Origin of the sequence: Gillisella terrae, assembly GCF_004801395.1 — a bacterium.
In the GTDB taxonomy this organism is placed as follows: domain Bacteria; phylum Pseudomonadota; class Alphaproteobacteria; order Rhizobiales; family Rhizobiaceae; genus Allorhizobium; species Allorhizobium terrae.
In genome coordinates this window covers 174,268-192,194 of the sequence record NZ_SSOA01000004.1, presented here as the reverse complement: position 1 = coordinate 192,194, position 17,927 = coordinate 174,268, and the positions used below count along the sequence as shown (strand labels likewise).

General features: G+C 54.8%; 16 protein-coding genes. 9 read left to right on the top strand and 7 right to left on the bottom strand.

All coding sequences use genetic code 11. The annotated features are described in order from the left end of the window. Positions 1-113 precede the first annotated feature (113 nt). Both E6C51_RS10405 and E6C51_RS10400 read right to left on the bottom strand, forming a co-directional pair. Positions 114-2,660 (bottom strand): ABC transporter permease, encoded by a 2,547-nt coding sequence (locus E6C51_RS10405; protein WP_190235893.1) that lies wholly within the window; start codon positions 2,658-2,660, stop codon positions 114-116. Beyond that, complete coding sequence (locus E6C51_RS10400) at positions 2,657-3,373, bottom strand: ABC transporter ATP-binding protein (protein WP_190235892.1); 717 nt, start codon at positions 3,371-3,373, stop codon at positions 2,657-2,659. The genes E6C51_RS10405 and E6C51_RS10400 overlap by 4 nt, the downstream gene beginning before the upstream one ends. Before the next feature lie 135 nt (positions 3,374-3,508). Here E6C51_RS10400 and E6C51_RS10395 point away from each other — a divergent pair, with 135 nt between their 5' ends. The 6 genes from E6C51_RS10395 to rlmN all read left to right on the top strand — a co-directional run bounded on the left by E6C51_RS10395 (position 3,509) and on the right by rlmN (position 8,121). Beyond that, complete coding sequence (locus tag E6C51_RS10395) at positions 3,509-4,207, top strand: arylesterase (protein WP_407920795.1); 699 nt, start codon at positions 3,509-3,511, stop codon at positions 4,205-4,207. A gap of 66 nt (positions 4,208-4,273) precedes the next feature. Next, positions 4,274-4,861: an RNA 2',3'-cyclic phosphodiesterase gene (gene thpR, locus E6C51_RS10390; RefSeq protein WP_190235891.1), complete on the top strand. Its 588-nt coding sequence runs from the start codon at positions 4,274-4,276 to the stop codon at positions 4,859-4,861. Between the two features lie 62 nt (positions 4,862-4,923). Next, positions 4,924-5,226, top strand: a complete 303-nt coding sequence (locus E6C51_RS10385) for a 4a-hydroxytetrahydrobiopterin dehydratase (RefSeq protein ID WP_190235890.1) — start codon at positions 4,924-4,926, stop codon at positions 5,224-5,226. Positions 5,227-5,279: 53 nt separating this feature from the next. After that, complete coding sequence (locus tag E6C51_RS10380; protein ID WP_146934411.1) at positions 5,280-5,663, top strand: YkvA family protein; 384 nt, start codon at positions 5,280-5,282, stop codon at positions 5,661-5,663. Positions 5,664-6,136: 473 nt separating this feature from the next. Continuing rightward, complete coding sequence (locus tag E6C51_RS10375; RefSeq protein WP_146934414.1) at positions 6,137-6,646, top strand: invasion associated locus B family protein; 510 nt, start codon at positions 6,137-6,139, stop codon at positions 6,644-6,646. Positions 6,647-6,903: 257 nt separating this feature from the next. Beyond that, positions 6,904-8,121, top strand: a complete 1,218-nt coding sequence (gene rlmN / locus E6C51_RS10370; RefSeq protein WP_407920799.1) for a 23S rRNA (adenine(2503)-C(2))-methyltransferase RlmN — start codon at positions 6,904-6,906, stop codon at positions 8,119-8,121. Between the two features lie 40 nt (positions 8,122-8,161). On the opposite strand, the gene E6C51_RS10365 is transcribed toward rlmN, so the two are convergent. From E6C51_RS10365 to E6C51_RS10350, 4 genes are all read right to left on the bottom strand, one after another. Continuing rightward, entirely contained in the window at positions 8,162-8,575 is a 414-nt protein-coding gene (locus E6C51_RS10365; RefSeq protein ID WP_146934420.1) for a type II TA system antitoxin MqsA family protein, read from the bottom strand. A 2-nt stretch (positions 8,576-8,577) separates the two neighbouring features. Continuing rightward, positions 8,578-8,883: a type II toxin-antitoxin system MqsR family toxin gene (locus E6C51_RS10360; RefSeq protein ID WP_190235889.1), complete on the bottom strand. Its 306-nt coding sequence runs from the start codon at positions 8,881-8,883 to the stop codon at positions 8,578-8,580. Between the two features lie 137 nt (positions 8,884-9,020). Then, positions 9,021-9,662, bottom strand: a complete 642-nt coding sequence (locus E6C51_RS10355) for a LysE family translocator (RefSeq protein ID WP_190235888.1) — start codon at positions 9,660-9,662, stop codon at positions 9,021-9,023. A 183-nt stretch (positions 9,663-9,845) separates the two neighbouring features. Beyond that, on the bottom strand, positions 9,846-10,700 hold the full coding sequence (locus E6C51_RS10350) for an SDR family NAD(P)-dependent oxidoreductase (RefSeq protein ID WP_190235887.1): 855 nt from the start codon (positions 10,698-10,700) through the stop codon (positions 9,846-9,848). A gap of 195 nt (positions 10,701-10,895) precedes the next feature. Here E6C51_RS10350 and E6C51_RS10345 point away from each other — a divergent pair, with 195 nt between their 5' ends. Beyond that, entirely contained in the window at positions 10,896-12,119 is a 1,224-nt protein-coding gene (locus tag E6C51_RS10345; protein WP_190236027.1) for an argininosuccinate synthase, read from the top strand. Between the two features lie 202 nt (positions 12,120-12,321). Here the strand turns inward: E6C51_RS10345 and E6C51_RS10340 are convergent, their stop codons facing one another. Beyond that, the gene (locus E6C51_RS10340) at positions 12,322-13,500 is read right to left on the bottom strand and encodes a multidrug effflux MFS transporter (protein WP_190236026.1); all 1,179 of its coding nucleotides are present in this window, start codon (positions 13,498-13,500) and stop codon (positions 12,322-12,324) included. 182 nt (positions 13,501-13,682) lie between these two features. Between E6C51_RS10340 and E6C51_RS10335 the strand changes: the two genes are divergently transcribed. Further along, positions 13,683-15,749, top strand: coding sequence for a M3 family metallopeptidase (locus E6C51_RS10335; RefSeq protein ID WP_190235886.1), 2,067 nt, complete (start codon positions 13,683-13,685; stop codon positions 15,747-15,749). Positions 15,750-15,943: 194 nt separating this feature from the next. Beyond that, positions 15,944-17,773 (top strand): translational GTPase TypA, encoded by a 1,830-nt coding sequence (gene typA / locus E6C51_RS10330; RefSeq protein WP_190235885.1) that lies wholly within the window; start codon positions 15,944-15,946, stop codon positions 17,771-17,773. Positions 17,774-17,927 lie beyond the last annotated feature (154 nt).

Here is a 17,927-nt window from a genome sequence, read left to right as displayed (position 1 = left end):
CTGCGGAGCTCCAGCATGCGTAACATCAATATGTGGCTATTGCGCCTATGATACAAGAGCATTTGCCTTAAACTCTGGTAATGAAAGCGTCATCGGGCCGCAAATTTCGCGTTTTATAGCTCCCTCAACACCGGCGCGGCTTTTTGGCCCAGAACCCGCCACGTGCCAATCAGGCCAATGCCGATGGTGGTGATCAGCGCCAGCACCACTGTCGCCACTGCCACACTGGGCAGGAAACTGGCGGGCAATTTCATAATTTGCGACACCACATACCATCCGGCGACGCTGCCAGCCAAAAGGGCAAAGATGGCGGTTGCCAGCCCCAGCAGCAGATATTCGTAAGTAAAGGCCCTGATCAACATGGAGCGGGTGGCCCCAAGCGTTTTTAAAATCACCGCATCATGGGTGCGGCCCCGATTGCCTGCGGCCAGTGCGCCAGACAGGACCAGCACGGATGAAATCAGCGCAATCGCCGCTGCCGCCCGAATCGCAGTGGCCAATTGGCCAACCAGATCATTGACCACATCCAGCGCATCCTTCACCCGCACACTGGTGATGGTGGGGAAGGCCTTGGTGACGGAGCGCAAAATGTCAGCCTCCTGCGCCGCTGTGGCATTGGGTTCGGTCAGAGTGGCAATCCATGCATGGGGTGCCCCGGCAAAGGTGTTGGGAGAGAACACCATGACGAAATTGATCGACAGCGATTGCCAATCTACTTTGCGGAAATTGGCAATTTTGGCGGTGATGCTGCGGCCAAGCACGTTGACGGTGACGGTATCGCCGAGTTTGAGGCCGAGTTCCTTTGCCTCTTGCGCTGAAAACGACACCAGTGGCTCGCCCTTGTAATCGGGTGCCCACCACGAGCCTTCCACGAGGGTTGAGTTTTTCGGCAATTCGGTTTCATAAGTAATGCCGCGATCGCCACGCAGCACCCAGCGACCTTCCGGCGGCACGTTCATTTTGGCCACATCCTGACCATTGAAGGCAAGGATGCGACCGCGCAGCATCGGCACCTCGGTGACTTTGCCTTGCGGTGCCTCAGCTTTCAGAATTTTGCGAAAATCATCCAATTGGCTGCGCTGGATATCGACAAAGAAGAAATTCGGGGCTTTTTCCGACAAAGTGCCGGTCAGATTGCGTCGCAAATTGCCATCAATCATCGCAAGCGTTACCAAAAGCGCCAGCCCCAGACCCAAGGATAGAATAACGGAGGGCGTGAGTGCGCCTGGCCGATGGATGTTGCCGACAGCGAGGCGAAGCGCAGGCGACGGAAGCCGAGGAGACCTGCGCGCAAGAGCCGCCACGCCAAAGGCCACCAGCCGCAGCACCACAAAACTGGCCGCCATGGCAATCAGGAAAAACAGTGCCAAGCGGCGATCATAGGCCGTGATAATTGCCAAACCGCCAAGCGCCAGAATGGCCAGCGCTGCCACCAGCACATAGGGCCACGATGGCAGGCGGCGGGTCTCGAACCCCTGTTCGCGAAACAGGGCGGTGGCGGGGACTTCGCGGGCATGGCCCAAAGGCATGACCGCAAAAGCCAGCGTAGTGAGAATGCCAAACACCAGCGCTAGCACCAGCGCGCGAGGATAAATGATCATATCTGCCTGAATTGGCAGAAACTGCGCCAGATAGGAGCTGGCAATCCACGGCGAGACAATGCCGATGATCAGGCCAAGGGCGATGCCGACGCTGGCAATCATGATGATTTGAAACAGATAGACCATCACCACCACAGAGGCGGGCGCACCTAAGCATTTCAGCGTGGCAATCACGCTGCGTTTGCTATCGAGAAAAGCGCGCACGGCATTGGCGACGCCCACACCGCCGACAATCAGCGCAGTTAAACCGACGAGGGTCAGAAACTGCGAAAAGCGATTGATGTTTTCTGTCAGGTTGGGGGCGGCACGGTCACTGGTGCGTACCGACCATCCGGCATCGGGAAAACTGGTCTTGGCCTGATCCTGAATGGTTTTCAACGGTGGCGCTTCAGGCTTCAGCTTGATCTTATAGACATGTTCCACAAGGCTGCCGGTTTGAATAAGACCGGAGGCGTTCAGGGCCGCATTGCTGGTGATCAGCCGTGGGGCAAAGCCAAAGCCTTCCGATACTGCATCCGGCTCGCTATCAATGGTGCCGGTGATTGTCAGCTTTGCTGAGCCAATCAGCAGCGTATCACCAATTTTCAGGCGGAGCCGATCCAGCAAAAGCGGTGCGACCACCGCCCCAAAGGAATCACCGGTTTTCGCCAGCAATTCGGGCAGAGGCTTGTTCGGATTGGCCTTGAACGTGCCGTAGAGCGGATAGGCGGTATCAACTGCTTTTACCTCGACCAGCGACTGGTCTGAGCCATCGGGCAGGCGGGCCATGGAGCGCAGGCCCGTGGAGGTGGATACCACGCCCAGAGCGCGCAAAAAATCAGCCTCTTGCTGATTGGCTTCGCGATTGTTGAGCTCAAAACGGATGTCAGCGCCGAGCAGGGATTGGCCTTGCGTTGCAATCGAGCGGGTGATGGCGGTTGAAATCGAATTGACGGCGGCAATTGCGCCGGTGCCAAGGGCAATGCAGGCGAGGAAAATATAAAAACCTTTCAAGCCGCCGCGCATTTCGCGCAAAGCCAATCGAAAGGCGGTTCTGAGGCGTTGTGAAAACCCGCTCATGCCCGGGTAGCCCCGGCAGAGTGTGCCTCAGCGGATGTATCATCCGGCTCAATCCGGCCAGAGCGCACCTTGATCTGGCGCGAGCAACGGCTGGCTAGGGCGATATCGTGGGTTACCAGCACCAGTGTCATCTGCCGCTCGGCCTGTTTGGCAAACAGCAGATCGGCAATCTGCCGCCCGGTGGCACCGTCGAGATTGCCGGTGGGTTCATCAGCAATCAGCACATCGGGTGACGGTGCTAAAGCACGGGCAATGGCCACGCGCTGTTGCTCTCCGCCCGAAAGCTGGCCGGGATAATGGTTGAGGCGATCGCCAAGCCCAACGGCTTGCAATTCTTTGGCGGCAATGTCGAACGGGTTTTTGATATTGGCCAGTTCCAGCGGCACGGCAACATTTTCGAGCGCCGTCATATTGGCAATCAGATGGAAGGATTGAAAGACGATGCCGATGTTTTGGCCGCGAAACGTGGCCAGCGCGTCTTCTCGCAAATTGTGAAGGGCGGTGTCATTGATGATGATCTCACCGCTATCCAGACGCTCCAGACCCGCCAGCACCATCAGCAAGGTGGATTTTCCAGAGCCGGAGGGACCAACAATGCCAATGGATTCGCCCATTGTGATCGAAAGATCAATGCCTTTGAGGACGTGAACGGTGGCAGCAGCATTGCCAAGCGTCAGATCGGCTTTTTTCAGCTCAATGATGGTTTTTTTCACGCGCATTCCGTCCTATATGAAATCTGACAGGCAAAGCTGCCGGTTGGACACGCTTGGTTGGCAATCATGTCCCTGTGCGAATTTAGGAAAGCCATCATGGGTTTTAAAGCGGTTGGCCTTCGATTAGGTGCACTAATGCTGAGTTTCATCGCAACAACGGGTGCGATGGTTGCGCCTGCGTGGGCGCAGCAGGCAGCGCCAATGCCGCCGGTGCAGCAGGAAGGCCCGATGGAGGAGGTCGTTCCCGATGCGCCGGTGACGGACAAGCAGGTGCAGATCATCGGTCTCGGCGACAGTTTGATGGCGGGCTACCAGCTTCAAGGCGATGAATCGCTGACCAGCCAGCTTGAAAAAGCCCTGCACGACAAGGGCTTGAATGTCAGCATTGGCAATGCTGGCGTCTCTGGCGACACAAGCGAAGGCGGACTGGCGCGGGTGGACTGGTCGGTGCCGGATGGCACGGATGGGGTGATTTTGGAGCTGGGTGCCAATGACGCGCTGCGCGGCATAGCACCCGAGGCAACTGAAAAAAATCTGGCCACGATTATCGAAAAATTGCAGGCCCGCAAAATCAAGGTGTTGCTGGTGGGCATGATTGCGCCGCCAAACATGGGGGGCGACTATGCCAAGCGCTTCAATGGCATCTATAAGCGTTTGGCCGATCAGTATAAAGTGCCGCTTTATCCCTTCATTCTGGATGGCGTTGTCACTGACCCCAGCCTCAAGCTGAGCGATGGCATGCACCCCAATGCCAAAGGGGTTGCGGTGATGGTGCAACATATGTTGCCAATCATGCAGAGCTTCACAAAAGCTTTGGAGGATAAGGTGAATTAAGATCTTGCTAACTATTTGCAAGCATGATTCTTTGTTAGCATCTGCAAAAGATTCGAGGAGCTCTCTATGCCAAGATTGTTCACTGCCCTCGAAATTCCGCGCAACGTTGCATTGAGCCTTTCATTGCTGCGCGGTGGGCTACCAGGAGCTCGATGGATAGATGTGGAAAATTACCACATCACACTCCGCTTCATTGGCGATGTCGATAACCGCACAGCCGATGAGATTGTCGATCGGCTGGATCGGATTGATCGGCCAGAATTTCAGATCAGCTTGAACGGTATTGGCTCTTTCGGATCCAAAAAGCCGCATTCGATCTGGGCTGGTGTAACGGCGAACCCGGACATGACCGCCCTGCAAGGCGAAATAGAGCGCATCTGCCAGCGCATTGGCCTGCCGCCGGACCCTCGAAAATTCACGCCCCATGTGACGCTGGCGCGGTTGAAGTCAGCGCGGCTGGACGATGTTATTCACTACCTTTCAGGGCGCGGCAATTTCCAGACCGCGCCCTTTTTTGTGCCACGCTTTGTGTTGATGTCGTCCAAGGATTCGGTTGGCGGCGGACCTTATGTTCGCGAGGAGTATTTCCCGCTGTATGAAAATGACATGCGCTCAACGGCTGGTTCCACCCTCAGCGCCGAGTACCCGCTCTAGCATTCTGCCGGGCGGTTTCTTTCGGTTGGCCATGATGGCCAGCCAAGACCAAGGAAATGATGATGCGATATGAAAAGCTGAGCAATGAGGCGGTGGCACTGGCATTGTCGGAAGTTGATCATTGGATGCTGTCCGAGGATCAGGCCGCAATCACCAAGGAGTTCGCCTTTGGTGATTTTACCCAAGCGTTTGGCTTTATGACAGAATGTGCGCTGGTGGCCGAGAAAATGGACCATCATCCCGAATGGTTCAATGTGTATCGCCGTGTCGATGTTCGGCTGACCTCCCACAGTGTCAACGGTTTGACGGCGCATGATTTCAAATTGGCGGCCACCATGGACAAGATTGCGGCGCGACGGGTTTGACCTGATGGACAGGCATCACCATATCCTTGGGATAAGAGACAAGGATGGTTGCGATGGATGACGTGAAAATTGGCGAAATCCTGCTACCCGGCGATGAGGCCAAGCAGGAGCGTCAGGAAAAAACGGTGTTGAAGAAATTCTGGCCGACCATGAAGAAGGCGATCCGCCATGTTCCGTTCAGCCGGGATGTGGTGGCGGCATTTTATTGTGCCACGGACCGCAATACACCGCTCAGAGTGCGTGGCATCTTGCTGGCAGCGCTGGGCTATTTTGTCATGCCGATTGACGCCATTCCCGACATGCTGGCCTTTGTGGGTTTTACCGATGACATCGCTGTTTTGACTACAGCGCTTGCGCTGATCAACGGTCATATCAAAGACGAGCATTATGAGGCCGCCGATTTGGCGCTGGCGGATAAGGTGGAGGCCGACTACTGAATAATTCTTTAAATCGGAATAGATTTAAGGTGAAAATTATGCAGCAGATTAAAAGTGTTACAGCGTCCTTTGTGCGCAATATATGGTGAGAGGCGCTTTAAGTGGGCGTGCGCATCCATGCTGTTTTGACGCGCTGCTCTCTCATTTGTGAAGAGGCAAAGGATTTATGTGGTTTTCAGTCTAAATCCTGCCCGATTTTCTGTGTTGTTCCATCTGGTGCGTGATTGTTTTGGGTGGCCTTTGCGTCCCTCAAAATTGGCATTCTGTGCCAATTTCGTCGTCATTGGCTCATTCATGCGTGAATATCTCCGGTTTCGAGGAGTCAATTTCGCAAGTGTTGACGATTTGGTAACCAAAATTAAGTCAAATTGAATGCGATTTCGAGGCTCGATTGGCTGGCGCGACGGCTGTTTTGGTTGGTGCGACAGATTGGCTGGATTTCAACTTCGACGAATAGAAGCGGCGGTAAGAAAATGTTTGTAAAAAGAATCGCAACGGCATTGGCTCTTGTACTCGGCTTTACTGGCGTGGCGATGGCACAAGCGCCAAGCCCAACGCGGATCGAACAATTCAAGGCTTGGGGAGCTTACTCCTACAAGTCGGGAAAAAACACAGTTTGCTATGTTTTGTCGGTGCCCACCACCAAGGAGCCAGCCTCCGTCAATCATGGTGACATTTTCTTCATCGTCTCGCAGCGCCCGGGCCAGAATATTTCCTATGAGCCACAGGCGATGATGGGCTATCCGCTCAAGGTTGGCTCCAAGGTTACGGTGAAAATCGACAATAAGAGCTTCACCATGTTCACCAAGGACAGCGCCGCCTGGGTTGAAAATGCTGCGGAAGAGCCAGCACTTGCGGCGGCGATGAAATCGGGCAAGACCATGTCGGTCAGCGCATTTTCCGCCCGTGGCACGCCAACCAGCTACACCTATTCCCTGCAGGGCATTTCTGATGCCTTCAAGCGCATTGAAAAGTGCAAGTAAGTTGAGACATTCATTGTTGGTTTGACAAGGGCCGGTTTTCCGGCCCTTTTTGATTTTGGATGACGTGGCGGTTTTTTAATGATAAGTGCGCGTCAACTATGGCCTTGATGGCCATTTCGCCCTCGTTTGCGGATGGTGTGGCGAGCGCATATTTCTTGAAACACAAGATGTGAAATCAAAGACGGCGATAGCCCGCATGCGTGTGCGATGGCGGTTGCCTCTGGTTTTGATGAGGTGAAGCAATGGCTGCCACGGACATGATGATTGAGCGGGAAAAGCCCCTCCGAACCGCAACGTTGGCCGACAACGCCAAACCAAGCCTGATCGGCGTGACCCGCGAAGAGATGGGCGACATGCTGCGCGAGAAAGGCGTGGCTGAAAAACAGATCAAGATGCGGGTATCGCAGATCTGGAACTGGATCTATGTGCGCGGTGTCTCTGATTTTGATCAGATGACCAATGTTTCCAAGGACATGCGCGAAGTGCTGAAAACGCATTTCACCATTGGTCGCCCGGAAATTGTCGAAGAGCAGGTTTCCAACGACGGCACCCGAAAATGGCTGTTGCGCTATCCACCGCGCGGTGCGGGTCGCCCTGTCGAGGTTGAATGCGTTTACATTCCCGAAGAAGGCCGTGGTACGCTGTGCGTCTCCAGTCAGGTGGGCTGCACGCTAACCTGCACCTTCTGCCACACCGGCACGCAAAAACTGGTGCGTAATCTCACCGCTGAAGAAGTGTTAAGCCAATTGTTGCTTGCCCGTGACCGGCTGGGTGACTTCCCGGATCGCGATGCGCCTGTTGGCACCATGGTGCCGAACGAAGGCCGCAAGATCACCAATATGGTGATGATGGGCATGGGCGAGCCGCTCTATAATTTTGAAAACGTGAAAAAGGCGCTGCTGATCGCCTCAGACGGCGATGGTCTGTCGCTGTCCAAGCGTCGCATCACGCTCTCCACCTCTGGCGTTGTGCCGGAAATTTACCGCACCGGCGACGAGATTGGCGTGATGCTGGCGATTTCGCTCCATGCTGTCACCGACGAGCTGCGCGATCTGCTGGTGCCGATCAACAAGAAATATCCGCTGAAGGATTTGATTGAAGCCTGTCGGCAATATCCAGGCCTGTCCAACGCCCGGCGTATTACCTTTGAATATGTGATGCTGAAAGACGTGAATGACAGCCTGGAAGATGCCAAGGGCCTGATCAAACTGCTCAAGGGCATTCCCGCCAAGATCAATCTCATTCCGTTCAACCCTTGGCCCGGTACCAATTATCAGTGCTCGGACTGGGATCAGATCATGAAATTTGCCGATTTCATCAATGCAGCTGGCTATGCCTCACCGATTCGCACGCCCCGTGGCCGCGATATTCTGGCGGCTTGCGGTCAGTTGAAGTCGGAATCGGAGCGGATGCGCAAGACTGAGCGTCTGGCGTTTGAGGCGATGATGATTGTGGGCCACGGCGAGGACGATTGATCCTCGCCTGTTTGTGGTGCGTCAAAGGTAAAATTGCGCATCAAGCGGCTTGTATCGTCATAACCTCAGACATCAGTTCCGGGTGTTTATCGAGAATCATCAGAAGCTTGATAAGTGAGACGGGCGGTTTTGCCCGTCCACGTTCATAGCGTGAAAAAGCGTTGTCACCACCGCCAAAAATGCGGCCTGCCTCTCTCTGATCCAGATCAAGCTTTTTACGCACCTTGGCAATAAATGCAGGATCAACGCCGATGTCTTCATTGACCTGTCGTTTGAATGCCCGAATTTCCGCACCAAAACGATCACCATTGAGACGATCCAGAATGACCTCATCGCATGCTGCGCAGAAGTCACCTTCTACGGCTTTGATTGTTGTGGTTCTGCCTTTGTAGGTATAGGAAATGTCTCGCGTTTCATGGGTCATACCTGTGCTCCCGCAGACAGGGCATTTCATCGCTATTTCTCCTTAAACGATACGATCAACAGTCCATTGGTGATGGTCAGTTTGATGTATGCTTGCGTTTGTTCATCAATGAATGGGCGATAGACATCTTGCCATATGGTGCGATCATTGTGTGTGGTCATCGACTTGTAAAAGTCTTTGATGGTTAGCTTTTTTATCACCGCGCACATTGCATCAAGTGTTTCGATACCGAGATCATCGGCTCCATCGTAAGCTGAGTTTGTAGCCCTTACATTGTCGGCTTCGATGCATGCGAAAACGTTGTCTAGGTGGTAGTGCGCAATCTTCTTTTCAGTCATCAAAAAAATAAACCAATTGGGTTACCAAGTAATATAAACCTATTAGGTTAATTTGGCAATTAGGTTTATTTCCGTGTAAGGCAGGGTGAACCATTCTCCTGAGCGGGTTTTGCATTCACCGCTGAATATGCTGACCTTTACCGCGCCTGCGTCATCAAAATTTTAGCGGCAAACACCGAAAACACGCCTGCAAAGGTATAATCCATGCCGCGCAAAATTTTTGGGTTTGCCTGTAGCCAATTGGCCAGCTCGTGGGCGGCCAGCACGATGGCGATGGTGACGGGCAGGGACACCAGCATGAACCAGCCGCCGAGAAACAGCAGCTTTCCGGTCACGTTCGGATCGTGGGCGGTGACAAACTGCGGCAGGAAGGTCATGAAAAAGATGATGACCTTGGGATTGAGCAGATTGACCCAGATGCCGTTGAAAAACGCGCTTTTGACCGAGCCTTTAGCTCCGGTTTCGGCCTTGGCGACAAATTTTGAGCCTTTGCGCACCGCTTGAAAGGCCAGCCACGCCAGATAAGCAGCGCCGCCGCTTTTCAAAATCAAAAAGGCGGTGGGGGAGGCAACAATCAGAGCCGAGACACCAAACGCCACCAGCATGGTATGAACCATAATGCCGAGATTGGTGCCCAGCAGCACCGCCAACCCCGCCGCCTTGCCATCGCGCAGCGCGCGGCTGATGGAGAGCGTCATATCTGGTCCCGGTGTTGCCGCAAGCAAAAGGCAGGCTGCGGTGAAGGCCAAGAGGGTGGGCAGGCTGGGTATGAAATTCATGGCAATGCTCGCAAAAAAGCCCGATAAGGCTTCATTCCTATCGGGCTTCACTGATTTTGCCAATACGCTACTCTTTTACAGCGCCGTGCGTTCTAAAAAACGCACGGCGCTGTAACACTTCGAATCTACTGCATAATTTTCACCTTAAATCGATTCCGATTTAAGGAATTATGCAGTAGGCCCTTATTTCGAAAGATGGGCCTGAAAGGCCTCGGTATAATCGGGATGCCAACGCGACAGCGGTGGGCGATTTTCGATGATGTCGCCAGCCGCCCAGGCAATGCGCTTTTCATCCAGACTGCGCGGCACATCATTGTCCGGGCACAGAATGTAGAAATCGCCGTTTCGCAGGCTTTCCATCATGAAATCTGCCGTTTGTTCCGGTGTCCACGCGGCAGGGGGCTTTTCGGTGCGGCCATTGGCGGTGAGGCCGGTAAACACGAAGCCCGGAATGAGCAGATGGGCCGAGACATTGCAGTTTTCGGTGTTGCGCAATTCATGTTGCAGCGCTTCGGTAAAGGCTTTGACGCCTGCCTTGGCCACATTATAGGCCGGATCGCCGGGCGGCGTGGTGATGCCCTGTTTGGAACCGGTGTTGATGATGATGGCAGGCTCGCTATGGGCAATCATGCCGGGAGCAAAGACGCGGGTGCCATGGATGACACCCATGAGATTGACGTCCAGAACCCTATCCCAATTTGCCTGCGGACCAAAAAGGCTGCTGCCGGGCTGAATACCGGCATTATTCATCAGCAGATGCACATAGCCAAAGCGCTGGATGACGGCGCGTTCCAGCGCTTCCAGCTCGTCGCGCTTGCTCACATCTGTTTCAATGGCAACAATATCGCTTTCGGGATTTTCAGAGAGAGCGGCCACATCGATACGGGCTTGCGCCAGAGCATCGCCGCCCAGATCAACCAGCACAACACACATGCCTTTTTCGGCCAATATTTTGCATACGGCCAGCCCGATCCCTGAGGCTGCACCCGTTACCACTGCGACTTTGCCTTTGGCAATGACGGATTGAATGTCTGTCATGTCTTGCTCCTTCTGTCGCTGTTGCGATTAACCTCGAGGATATGGGGCAGTTTATCGCCAAGTCAATTCAGGCACGGCTATTGCACTGTTGTGCGGCTTCACCCTTGCATGATCCGGCAATCCGGCTAAAAGTGCCTCAAACCCAAGGAGGCCCGGTTGAGTGGTCTCGCCCAAAGCACACGGACTTTGAACATCATGGCACTTCCCAAAGACGTAAAGAAGGTTGTTCTCGCCTATTCCGGCGGTCTTGACACCTCGATTATCCTGAAATGGCTGCAAACAGAGCTTGGCGCAGAAGTCGTCACCTTCACCGCTGACCTTGGTCAGGGCGAAGAGCTGGAGCCTGCCCGCAAGAAGGCGGAAATGCTCGGCATCAAGGAAATCTTCATCGAGGACGTGCGCGAAGAATTTGTCCGTGATTTCGTGTTCCCGATGTTCCGCGCCAATGCGGTGTATGAAGGCGTTTATCTGCTGGGCACCTCTATTGCTCGCCCGCTGATTTCCAAGCACCTCATCGAAATCGCCAAGAAAACCGGCGCAGACGCCATTGCCCATGGCGCAACCGGCAAGGGCAATGACCAGGTTCGTTTCGAGCTGTCGGCCTATGCCCTGAACCCCGATATCAAGATCATTGCTCCTTGGCGCGATTGGGCGTTCAAGAGCCGCACCGATCTTTTGGCCTTTGCTGAACAGAACCAGATTCCGGTAGCCAAGGACAAGAAGGGCGAGGCACCTTTCTCGGTGGATGCCAACCTGCTGCACTCCTCGTCTGAGGGCAAGGTTCTGGAAGATCCAGCGCAGGAAGCCCCGGAATATGTGCATATGCGCACCATTTCGCCGGAAGCTGCTCCCGATAAGGCCACGATCATCAAGGTTGGCTTCCGCAAGGGCGATGCCTGCTCGATCAATGGCGTTGAAATGTCGCCTGCGACATTGCTGGCCGAGTTGAACAACTATGGCCGCGACAACGGCATTGGCCGCCTCGATCTGGTGGAAAACCGTTTCGTCGGCATGAAGAGCCGTGGCGTGTATGAAACCCCCGGCGGCACCATTCTGCTGGCAGCCCACCGCGCCATTGAAAGCATCACGCTGGACCGTGGTGCTGCTCACCTGAAAGATGAGCTGATGCCGCGTTACGCCGAGCTGATCTATTACGGCTTCTGGTTCTCGCCAGAGCGCGAAATGTTGCAAGCGCTGATCGACAAGAGCCAGGAACATGTCGAAGGCGAAGTGACGCTGAAGCTCTATAAGGGCAATGTTATGGTGATTGGCCGCGAAAGCGATAAGTCGCTCTATTCCGATCAGCTCGTGACCTTTGAAGACGATCAGGGCGCGTATGATCAGAAGGATGCTGCTGGCTTTATCAAGCTCAATGCGTTGCGTCTGCGCACTTTGGGCAAGCGTAATCTGTCCAAGTAATTGCTGGTCCACGAGGTCTGCTTTGTCCTCAACGTCATGCTTGGCCTTGTGCCGAGCATCTGACCACGTTGCTTTCATAAGCGAAGTCAACTGCTTATTCAGCCACGGCAGATCCTCGGGACAAGCCCGAGGATGACGAAGCGTTGAGCTAGAGGGTGATCAACAAACTGGACCGCCGCCCGTAAACGGGTGGCGGTTTTTTTTATGCCGCCCGTTTCCAAGCGTGTCGAAAGCCGAGATAGGCGAAAATCGCCAAAAGCTCCATGGCGGGAATAATTGTGCCAAAGGCGGTGAGCGGATCACCAAGCCATGCCGCACCCACACCGCCCAGAAAACCGCAGCCCATTTGCACAAAGCCAAGCAGGGCCGAGGCCGAGCCTGCCAGTTTCGGGTGGGGCGTGAGGCCGGCCGTGGTGATATCGGGAATCACAAAGGCCATGCCGAAAGAGCAGATCGCCACCGGCCCCATGATCGAGAGAAAGGTGGGGGTGATCAGATGGGTGGAGAGGAAAATCAACGCGCCACCAAACCCTGCCAAGGTCAGGCCAAAGATCAGTGCGCCACCGGCTGGCAGTCGTTTGGCCACCATTCGCAGGGCAATGGAGCCGAAAAAGTAAGAGCCGGTTTGCATCAACATGCCGATGCCGAATTGGGAGGGTGTCAGCCCGACCCGCTTGATCAGCACAAAGGGCAGCATGGTGGATTGCGCATAGAGCGCACCGACGCAGCCCCCCAGAACCAGCGCTGCAAACAACACCCGCAGATCGGCAATTAAGGTGCTATAGGCGGATATCAGCCTTGTGGGCCGGATCAGGTTGCGATCGGGCGTGATGGTCTCTTTCATCAACAAAGCCACGACCCCAAAACTGGTTATGCCAAAGCCGACCATCAGAAAAAACACCGATTGCCAGCCAAACGCTGCCAGCGCCAGTCCGCCGACCGTTGGCCCCATGGCGGGACCAACCGCCAGCATAATGCCGATCATATTGAGAATGCGGGCGGCTTCGGTGCCTGCAAACTGGTCGCGGACAATGGCACGCGATACGGTGACACCCACAGACGCGCCAATGCCCTGAATGATTCGCCCCGCCAGCAGCATATCCACGGAAGGAGCGAATGCTGCCAAAAAACTACCAATCACATAGATTCCCAGAAAAGCCAGTGTGGCATGACGCCGACCAAAAGCATCGGAACAGGGGCCAGACAGCAGCTGTGCACAGGCAAAACCGGCAAAATACAGCGACAGACTCAGCTTGATGGCGGCATCGGTGGTGCCAAAGGCCAACACCAATCGCGGCATGGCGGGCGTGTAGATCGACATCGACAGTGGGCCAATCATGGTCAGCAGCGCACCCAACATCGAGGTGCGGTTTTCGCTCATACGGGCCGGGGATTTTTCGGGAGGCGTCATCGTTCGATCATGGTTGGGGAGAAAATCGGCGTGTGTTGTTTCTTGCTAACGCAATCACACTCGAATTGAAATTGCTCATCGTGCTGCGAGGCGTGACAATTGGAAAATGGCTGCCTATATCTTTGCAAGAGTTTTGATGAAGGAATCGCGCCATGAGCCAGAGTGAAAAATCCTATTCCACCGTCACCGAATGGAGCGGCCCGCACGGGTTGCCGCGGTTTGAAAACATCAAGGATGAGGATTTTGCACCGGCGTTTGACGTGGCTCTGAATGAGCATAACACTGAGATTGATGCGATTGCAGGTGATCAGTCTGAGCCGACATTTGAAAACACCATTGTGGCGCTGGAAATTGCTGGCGATGGATTGTCCCGCGTTTCGGCCCTGTTTTGGAACAAGGCCGGTGCCGATACCAACAAGGTGATTCAGGCGCTGGAGCGCGAGATTGCGCCGAAAATGTCACGTCATTATTCGAAAATCAGCATGAATGCGGCGCTGTTTGCCCGCGTTGATGCACTTTGGGAAAAACGCGACAGCCTTGGCCTGACGCTGGAGCAGGTCCGCGTGCTGGAACGCCACTGGAAAGGCTTTGTGAAATCTGGCGCAAAACTCGCCAAGGATCAGCAGGAGCGTTTGGCCGCGATCAATGAACGGCTGGCAAGCCTTGGTGCCAATTTTGGCCAGAACGTGCTGGGCGATGAAACCGATTGGGCTTTGCCGCTCAACAGCGATGAAGAGCTGGTTGGCCTTCCCGATTTCCTCAAAGACGCCATGGCCTCTGCCGCAACGGCGCGCGGCAAGGGCGAGGCCTATGTGGTCACGCTGTCGCGCTCGATAATTGTGCCCTTCCTCGAATTTTCCGAGCGGCGCGATTTGCGTGAACAGGCGTTCAAGGCCTGGGCGGCGCGCGGTGAAAATGGTGGCGAGCGTGATAACCGTGCCATTGTGACGGAAATTCTGGCGCTGCGCGATGAAAAGGCCAAGCTGCTCGGCTACAAGAATTTTGCCGCCTTCAAGCTGGACAACACCATGGCGAAAACGCCCGAAGCCGTGAACGGCCTGCTCATGCAGGTCTGGGAAAAGGCCGTGAAACAGGCGGGTGTGGAAGAGCAGGAATTGGCAGCACTGATTGCCAAGGATGGTAAGAACCACGAGGTTGCGCCGTGGGATTGGCGCTTCTATGCCGAAAAGCTGCGCACGGAGCGGTTCAATTTCTCGGAAAGCGAGCTAAAACCCTATCTTCAGCTCGAAAAAATCATTGAAGCCTGCTTTGCCGTGGCCAAAAAGCTGTTTGGCATCACCGCGGTGCCGCTGAAAGACGTGGTGGGCTATCACCCCGATGTGCGGGTGTTTGAAATTCGTGAAGCCGATGGCACGCTGAAAGCGCTGTTCCTTGGCGATTATTTTGCCCGTTCCTCCAAGCGCTCCGGCGCATGGATGAGCTCTTTCCAGTCCCAGCACAAGCTGCCTTTGAAGAACGGCGCAAAGGGCGAGTTGCCGATCATCTATAATGTCTGCAATTTCGCAAAGCCCGCCGAAGGCAAGCCTGCGCTTTTGTCTTTGGATGATGCCCGCACGCTGTTTCATGAATTTGGCCACGCCTTGCATGGTATGTTGTCGGATGTCACCTATCCATCGGTGTCCGGCACGGGTGTTTCTCGCGATTTTGTCGAGCTGCCCTCGCAGCTTTATGAGCATTGGTTGACGGTGCCGGACATCTTGAAAACCTATGCCGTCCATTACCAGACGGGCGAGGCCATGCCGCAGGCGCTGCTGGATAAGGTGTTGGCCGCACAAACCTTCAATGTCGGTTTCAACACGGTGGAGTTCACCTCGTCGGCGCTGGTGGATATGGCTTTCCACACCATGGACAAGCCGGTGGAAGATCCGATGGCGGTGCAGGCCGAGGTATTGCAAAAAATCGGCATGCCAGCCTCCATCGTCATGCGCCATGCCACACCGCATTTCCAGCATGTGTTTTCCGGTGATGGCTATTCGGCCGGCTATTACTCCTACATGTGGTCGGAAGTGCTGGACGCCGATGCATTTGAGGCCTTTGAAGAAACCGGCGATGCCTTTAACGCCGATATGGCAAAACGGCTGAAGGATAATATCTATTCCATCGGCGGTGCCGTGGACCCGGAAGAAACCTACAAAGCCTTCCGTGGCCGTCTGCCAAGCCCTGACGCCATGCTGAAAAAGCGCGGTCTTGCGGCATAAGGATTTCGTCACATATTCTGTGACGATTTGATGAAATTTGCTCGCCTGGCGCGCAAAGATTGGCGTTTGAAAGGGTGGTGGAGCGAATCGAATCGCCTGCCCCCCTTTCGCATTTGCAAAAAACAAGGTATGAGCGCCTCAAAGTAACAGGCGTGCCATTGGGCATTGACGCCAAAGCCTCAGAGATCCTTACTATGAAAATTCGCAATATTGCGATCATTGCGCACGTTGACCATGGGAAAACCACCCTCGTTGACGAACTCCTGAAGCAGTCCGGCTCGTTCCGTGAAAACCAGCGCGTTGCAGAGCGCGTGATGGATAGTAACGATCTGGAAAAAGAGCGCGGTATTACCATTCTCGCCAAGGCAACCTCGGTTGAGTGGAAGGGCGTTCGTGTTAACATCGTTGACACCCCCGGCCACGCCGACTTCGGTGGCGAAGTTGAGCGTATTCTGTCGATGGTGGATGGCGCAATCGTTCTGGTGGACAGCTCTGAAGGCCCAATGCCACAGACCAAGTTTGTGGTTGGCAAGGCGCTGAAGGTTGGTCTTCGCCCAATCGTTGCGATCAACAAGATCGACCGTCCCGATGGTCGTCATGAAGAAGTTATCAACGAAGTCTTCGACCTGTTCGCAAGCTTGGACGCTACCGACGAGCAGCTCGACTTCCCAATCCTTTACGGTTCTGGCCGCGACGGCTGGATGAACGTATCGCCAGAAGGTCCAAAGGATCAGGGTCTTGCTCCTCTGCTCGATCTGGTTCTGGAACATGTTCCTGAGCCAAGCGTTGGCGACGAAGACGGTGCGTTCCGCATGATCGGCACCCTTCTGGAAGCCAACCCCTTCCTCGGTCGCGTTATCACCGGTCGTATCCATTCCGGCTCGATCAAGCCAAACCAGTCCGTCAAGGTTCTCAGCCAGGACGGCAAGGTTGTTGAAACCGGCCGTATTTCCAAGATTCTCGCGTTCCGTGGCATTGAGCGCACTGCAATTGATGAAGCCCATGCGGGCGATATCGTGGCGATTGCTGGTCTGTCCAAGGGCACGGTTGCTGATACCTTCTGCGATCCTTCGGTCACAGAAGCTCTAGCTGCCCAGCCAATCGATCCGCCAACTGTTACCATGTCCTTCCTCGTCAACGACAGCCCGCTGGCTGGCACCGAAGGCGACAAGGTCACCAGCCGCGTGATTCGTGACCGTCTGTTCAAGGAAGCCGAAGGCAATGTTGCCCTGAAGATTGAAGAATCGGAAGGCAAGGACTCGTTCTTCGTATCTGGCCGTGGCGAATTGCAGCTGGCCGTTTTGATCGAAACCATGCGTCGCGAAGGCTTTGAGCTGGCTGTCTCGCGTCCGCGCGTTGTGATGCACAAGGACGAGAACGGCACCCTGATGGAGCCGATCGAAGAAGTTGTGATCGACGTGGATGAAGAGCATTCCGGCGTGGTCGTTCAGAAGATGTCTGAGCGCAAGGCTGAAATGACCGAGCTGCGTCCTTCTGGCGGCAATCGTGTGCGTCTGGTGTTCTACGCACCGACCCGTGGTCTGATCGGTTACCAGTCTGAACTGCTGACCGACACCCGTGGCACCGCGATCATGAACCGTCTGTTTCACGATTATCAGCCGTACAAGGGTGAAATCGGCGGTCGCTCCAACGGCGTTCTGCTGTCGAACCAGTCCGGTGAAGCCGTGGCTTACGCCATGTTCAACCTCGAAGACCGCGGCCCGATGATCATCGAGCCAGGCGACAAGGTTTACATGGGTATGATCGTCGGCATTCACTCGCGCGACAACGATCTGGAAGTGAACGTGTTGAAGGGCAAGCAGCTCACCAACATTCGCTCCGCTGGTAAGGATGAAGCTGTGAAGCTGACCCCGCCAATCCGCATGACGCTTGACCGCGCCCTGTCGTGGATTCAGGACGATGAGCTGATGGAAGTGACACCAAAGTCGATCCGTCTGCGCAAGTTCTATCTCGACGCCAACGACCGCAAGCGTTTTGGCAAGGCACGTGCTGCGCAAGGCTGATTAGCCGCTCCTTCGCTAATTTGAAATTGAATGCCCCGTCCGATTTGGACGGGGCATTTTTTTGTGCGTATCACTCCTGAGCACTCTTGTGGCAATGATTAATGACCTGTTAATTTCGACGAACGGGGTTAATGAAAGTCTGTGGGTAAGAGCG

Bases quoted from the DNA above. Each gene is read 5' to 3' on its own strand.
- E6C51_RS10385 (WP_190235890.1), top strand. From the start codon at position 4,924: ATGCGATATGAAAAGCTGAGCAATGAGGCGGTGGCACTGGCATTGTCG.
- E6C51_RS10350 (WP_190235887.1), bottom strand. From the start codon at position 10,700: ATGACAGACATTCAATCCGTCATTGCCAAAGGCAAAGTCGCAGTGGTA.
- E6C51_RS10375 (WP_146934414.1), top strand. From the start codon at position 6,137: ATGTTTGTAAAAAGAATCGCAACGGCATTGGCTCTTGTACTCGGCTTT.
- E6C51_RS10335 (WP_190235886.1), top strand. From the start codon at position 13,683: ATGAGCCAGAGTGAAAAATCCTATTCCACCGTCACCGAATGGAGCGGC.
- E6C51_RS10395 (WP_407920795.1), top strand. From the start codon at position 3,509: ATGCTGAGTTTCATCGCAACAACGGGTGCGATGGTTGCGCCTGCGTGG.
- thpR (WP_190235891.1), top strand. From the start codon at position 4,274: ATGCCAAGATTGTTCACTGCCCTCGAAATTCCGCGCAACGTTGCATTG.
- E6C51_RS10345 (WP_190236027.1), top strand. From the start codon at position 10,896: ATGGCACTTCCCAAAGACGTAAAGAAGGTTGTTCTCGCCTATTCCGGC.
- E6C51_RS10365 (WP_146934420.1), bottom strand. From the start codon at position 8,575: ATGAAATGCCCTGTCTGCGGGAGCACAGGTATGACCCATGAAACGCGA.
- E6C51_RS10340 (WP_190236026.1), bottom strand. From the start codon at position 13,500: ATGAGCGAAAACCGCACCTCGATGTTGGGTGCGCTGCTGACCATGATT.
- E6C51_RS10380 (WP_146934411.1), top strand. From the start codon at position 5,280: ATGGATGACGTGAAAATTGGCGAAATCCTGCTACCCGGCGATGAGGCC.
- E6C51_RS10405 (WP_190235893.1), bottom strand. From the start codon at position 2,660: ATGAGCGGGTTTTCACAACGCCTCAGAACCGCCTTTCGATTGGCTTTG.
- E6C51_RS10355 (WP_190235888.1), bottom strand. From the start codon at position 9,662: ATGAATTTCATACCCAGCCTGCCCACCCTCTTGGCCTTCACCGCAGCC.
- rlmN (WP_407920799.1), top strand. From the start codon at position 6,904: ATGATGATTGAGCGGGAAAAGCCCCTCCGAACCGCAACGTTGGCCGAC.
- typA (WP_190235885.1), top strand. From the start codon at position 15,944: ATGAAAATTCGCAATATTGCGATCATTGCGCACGTTGACCATGGGAAA.
- E6C51_RS10360 (WP_190235889.1), bottom strand. From the start codon at position 8,883: ATGACTGAAAAGAAGATTGCGCACTACCACCTAGACAACGTTTTCGCA.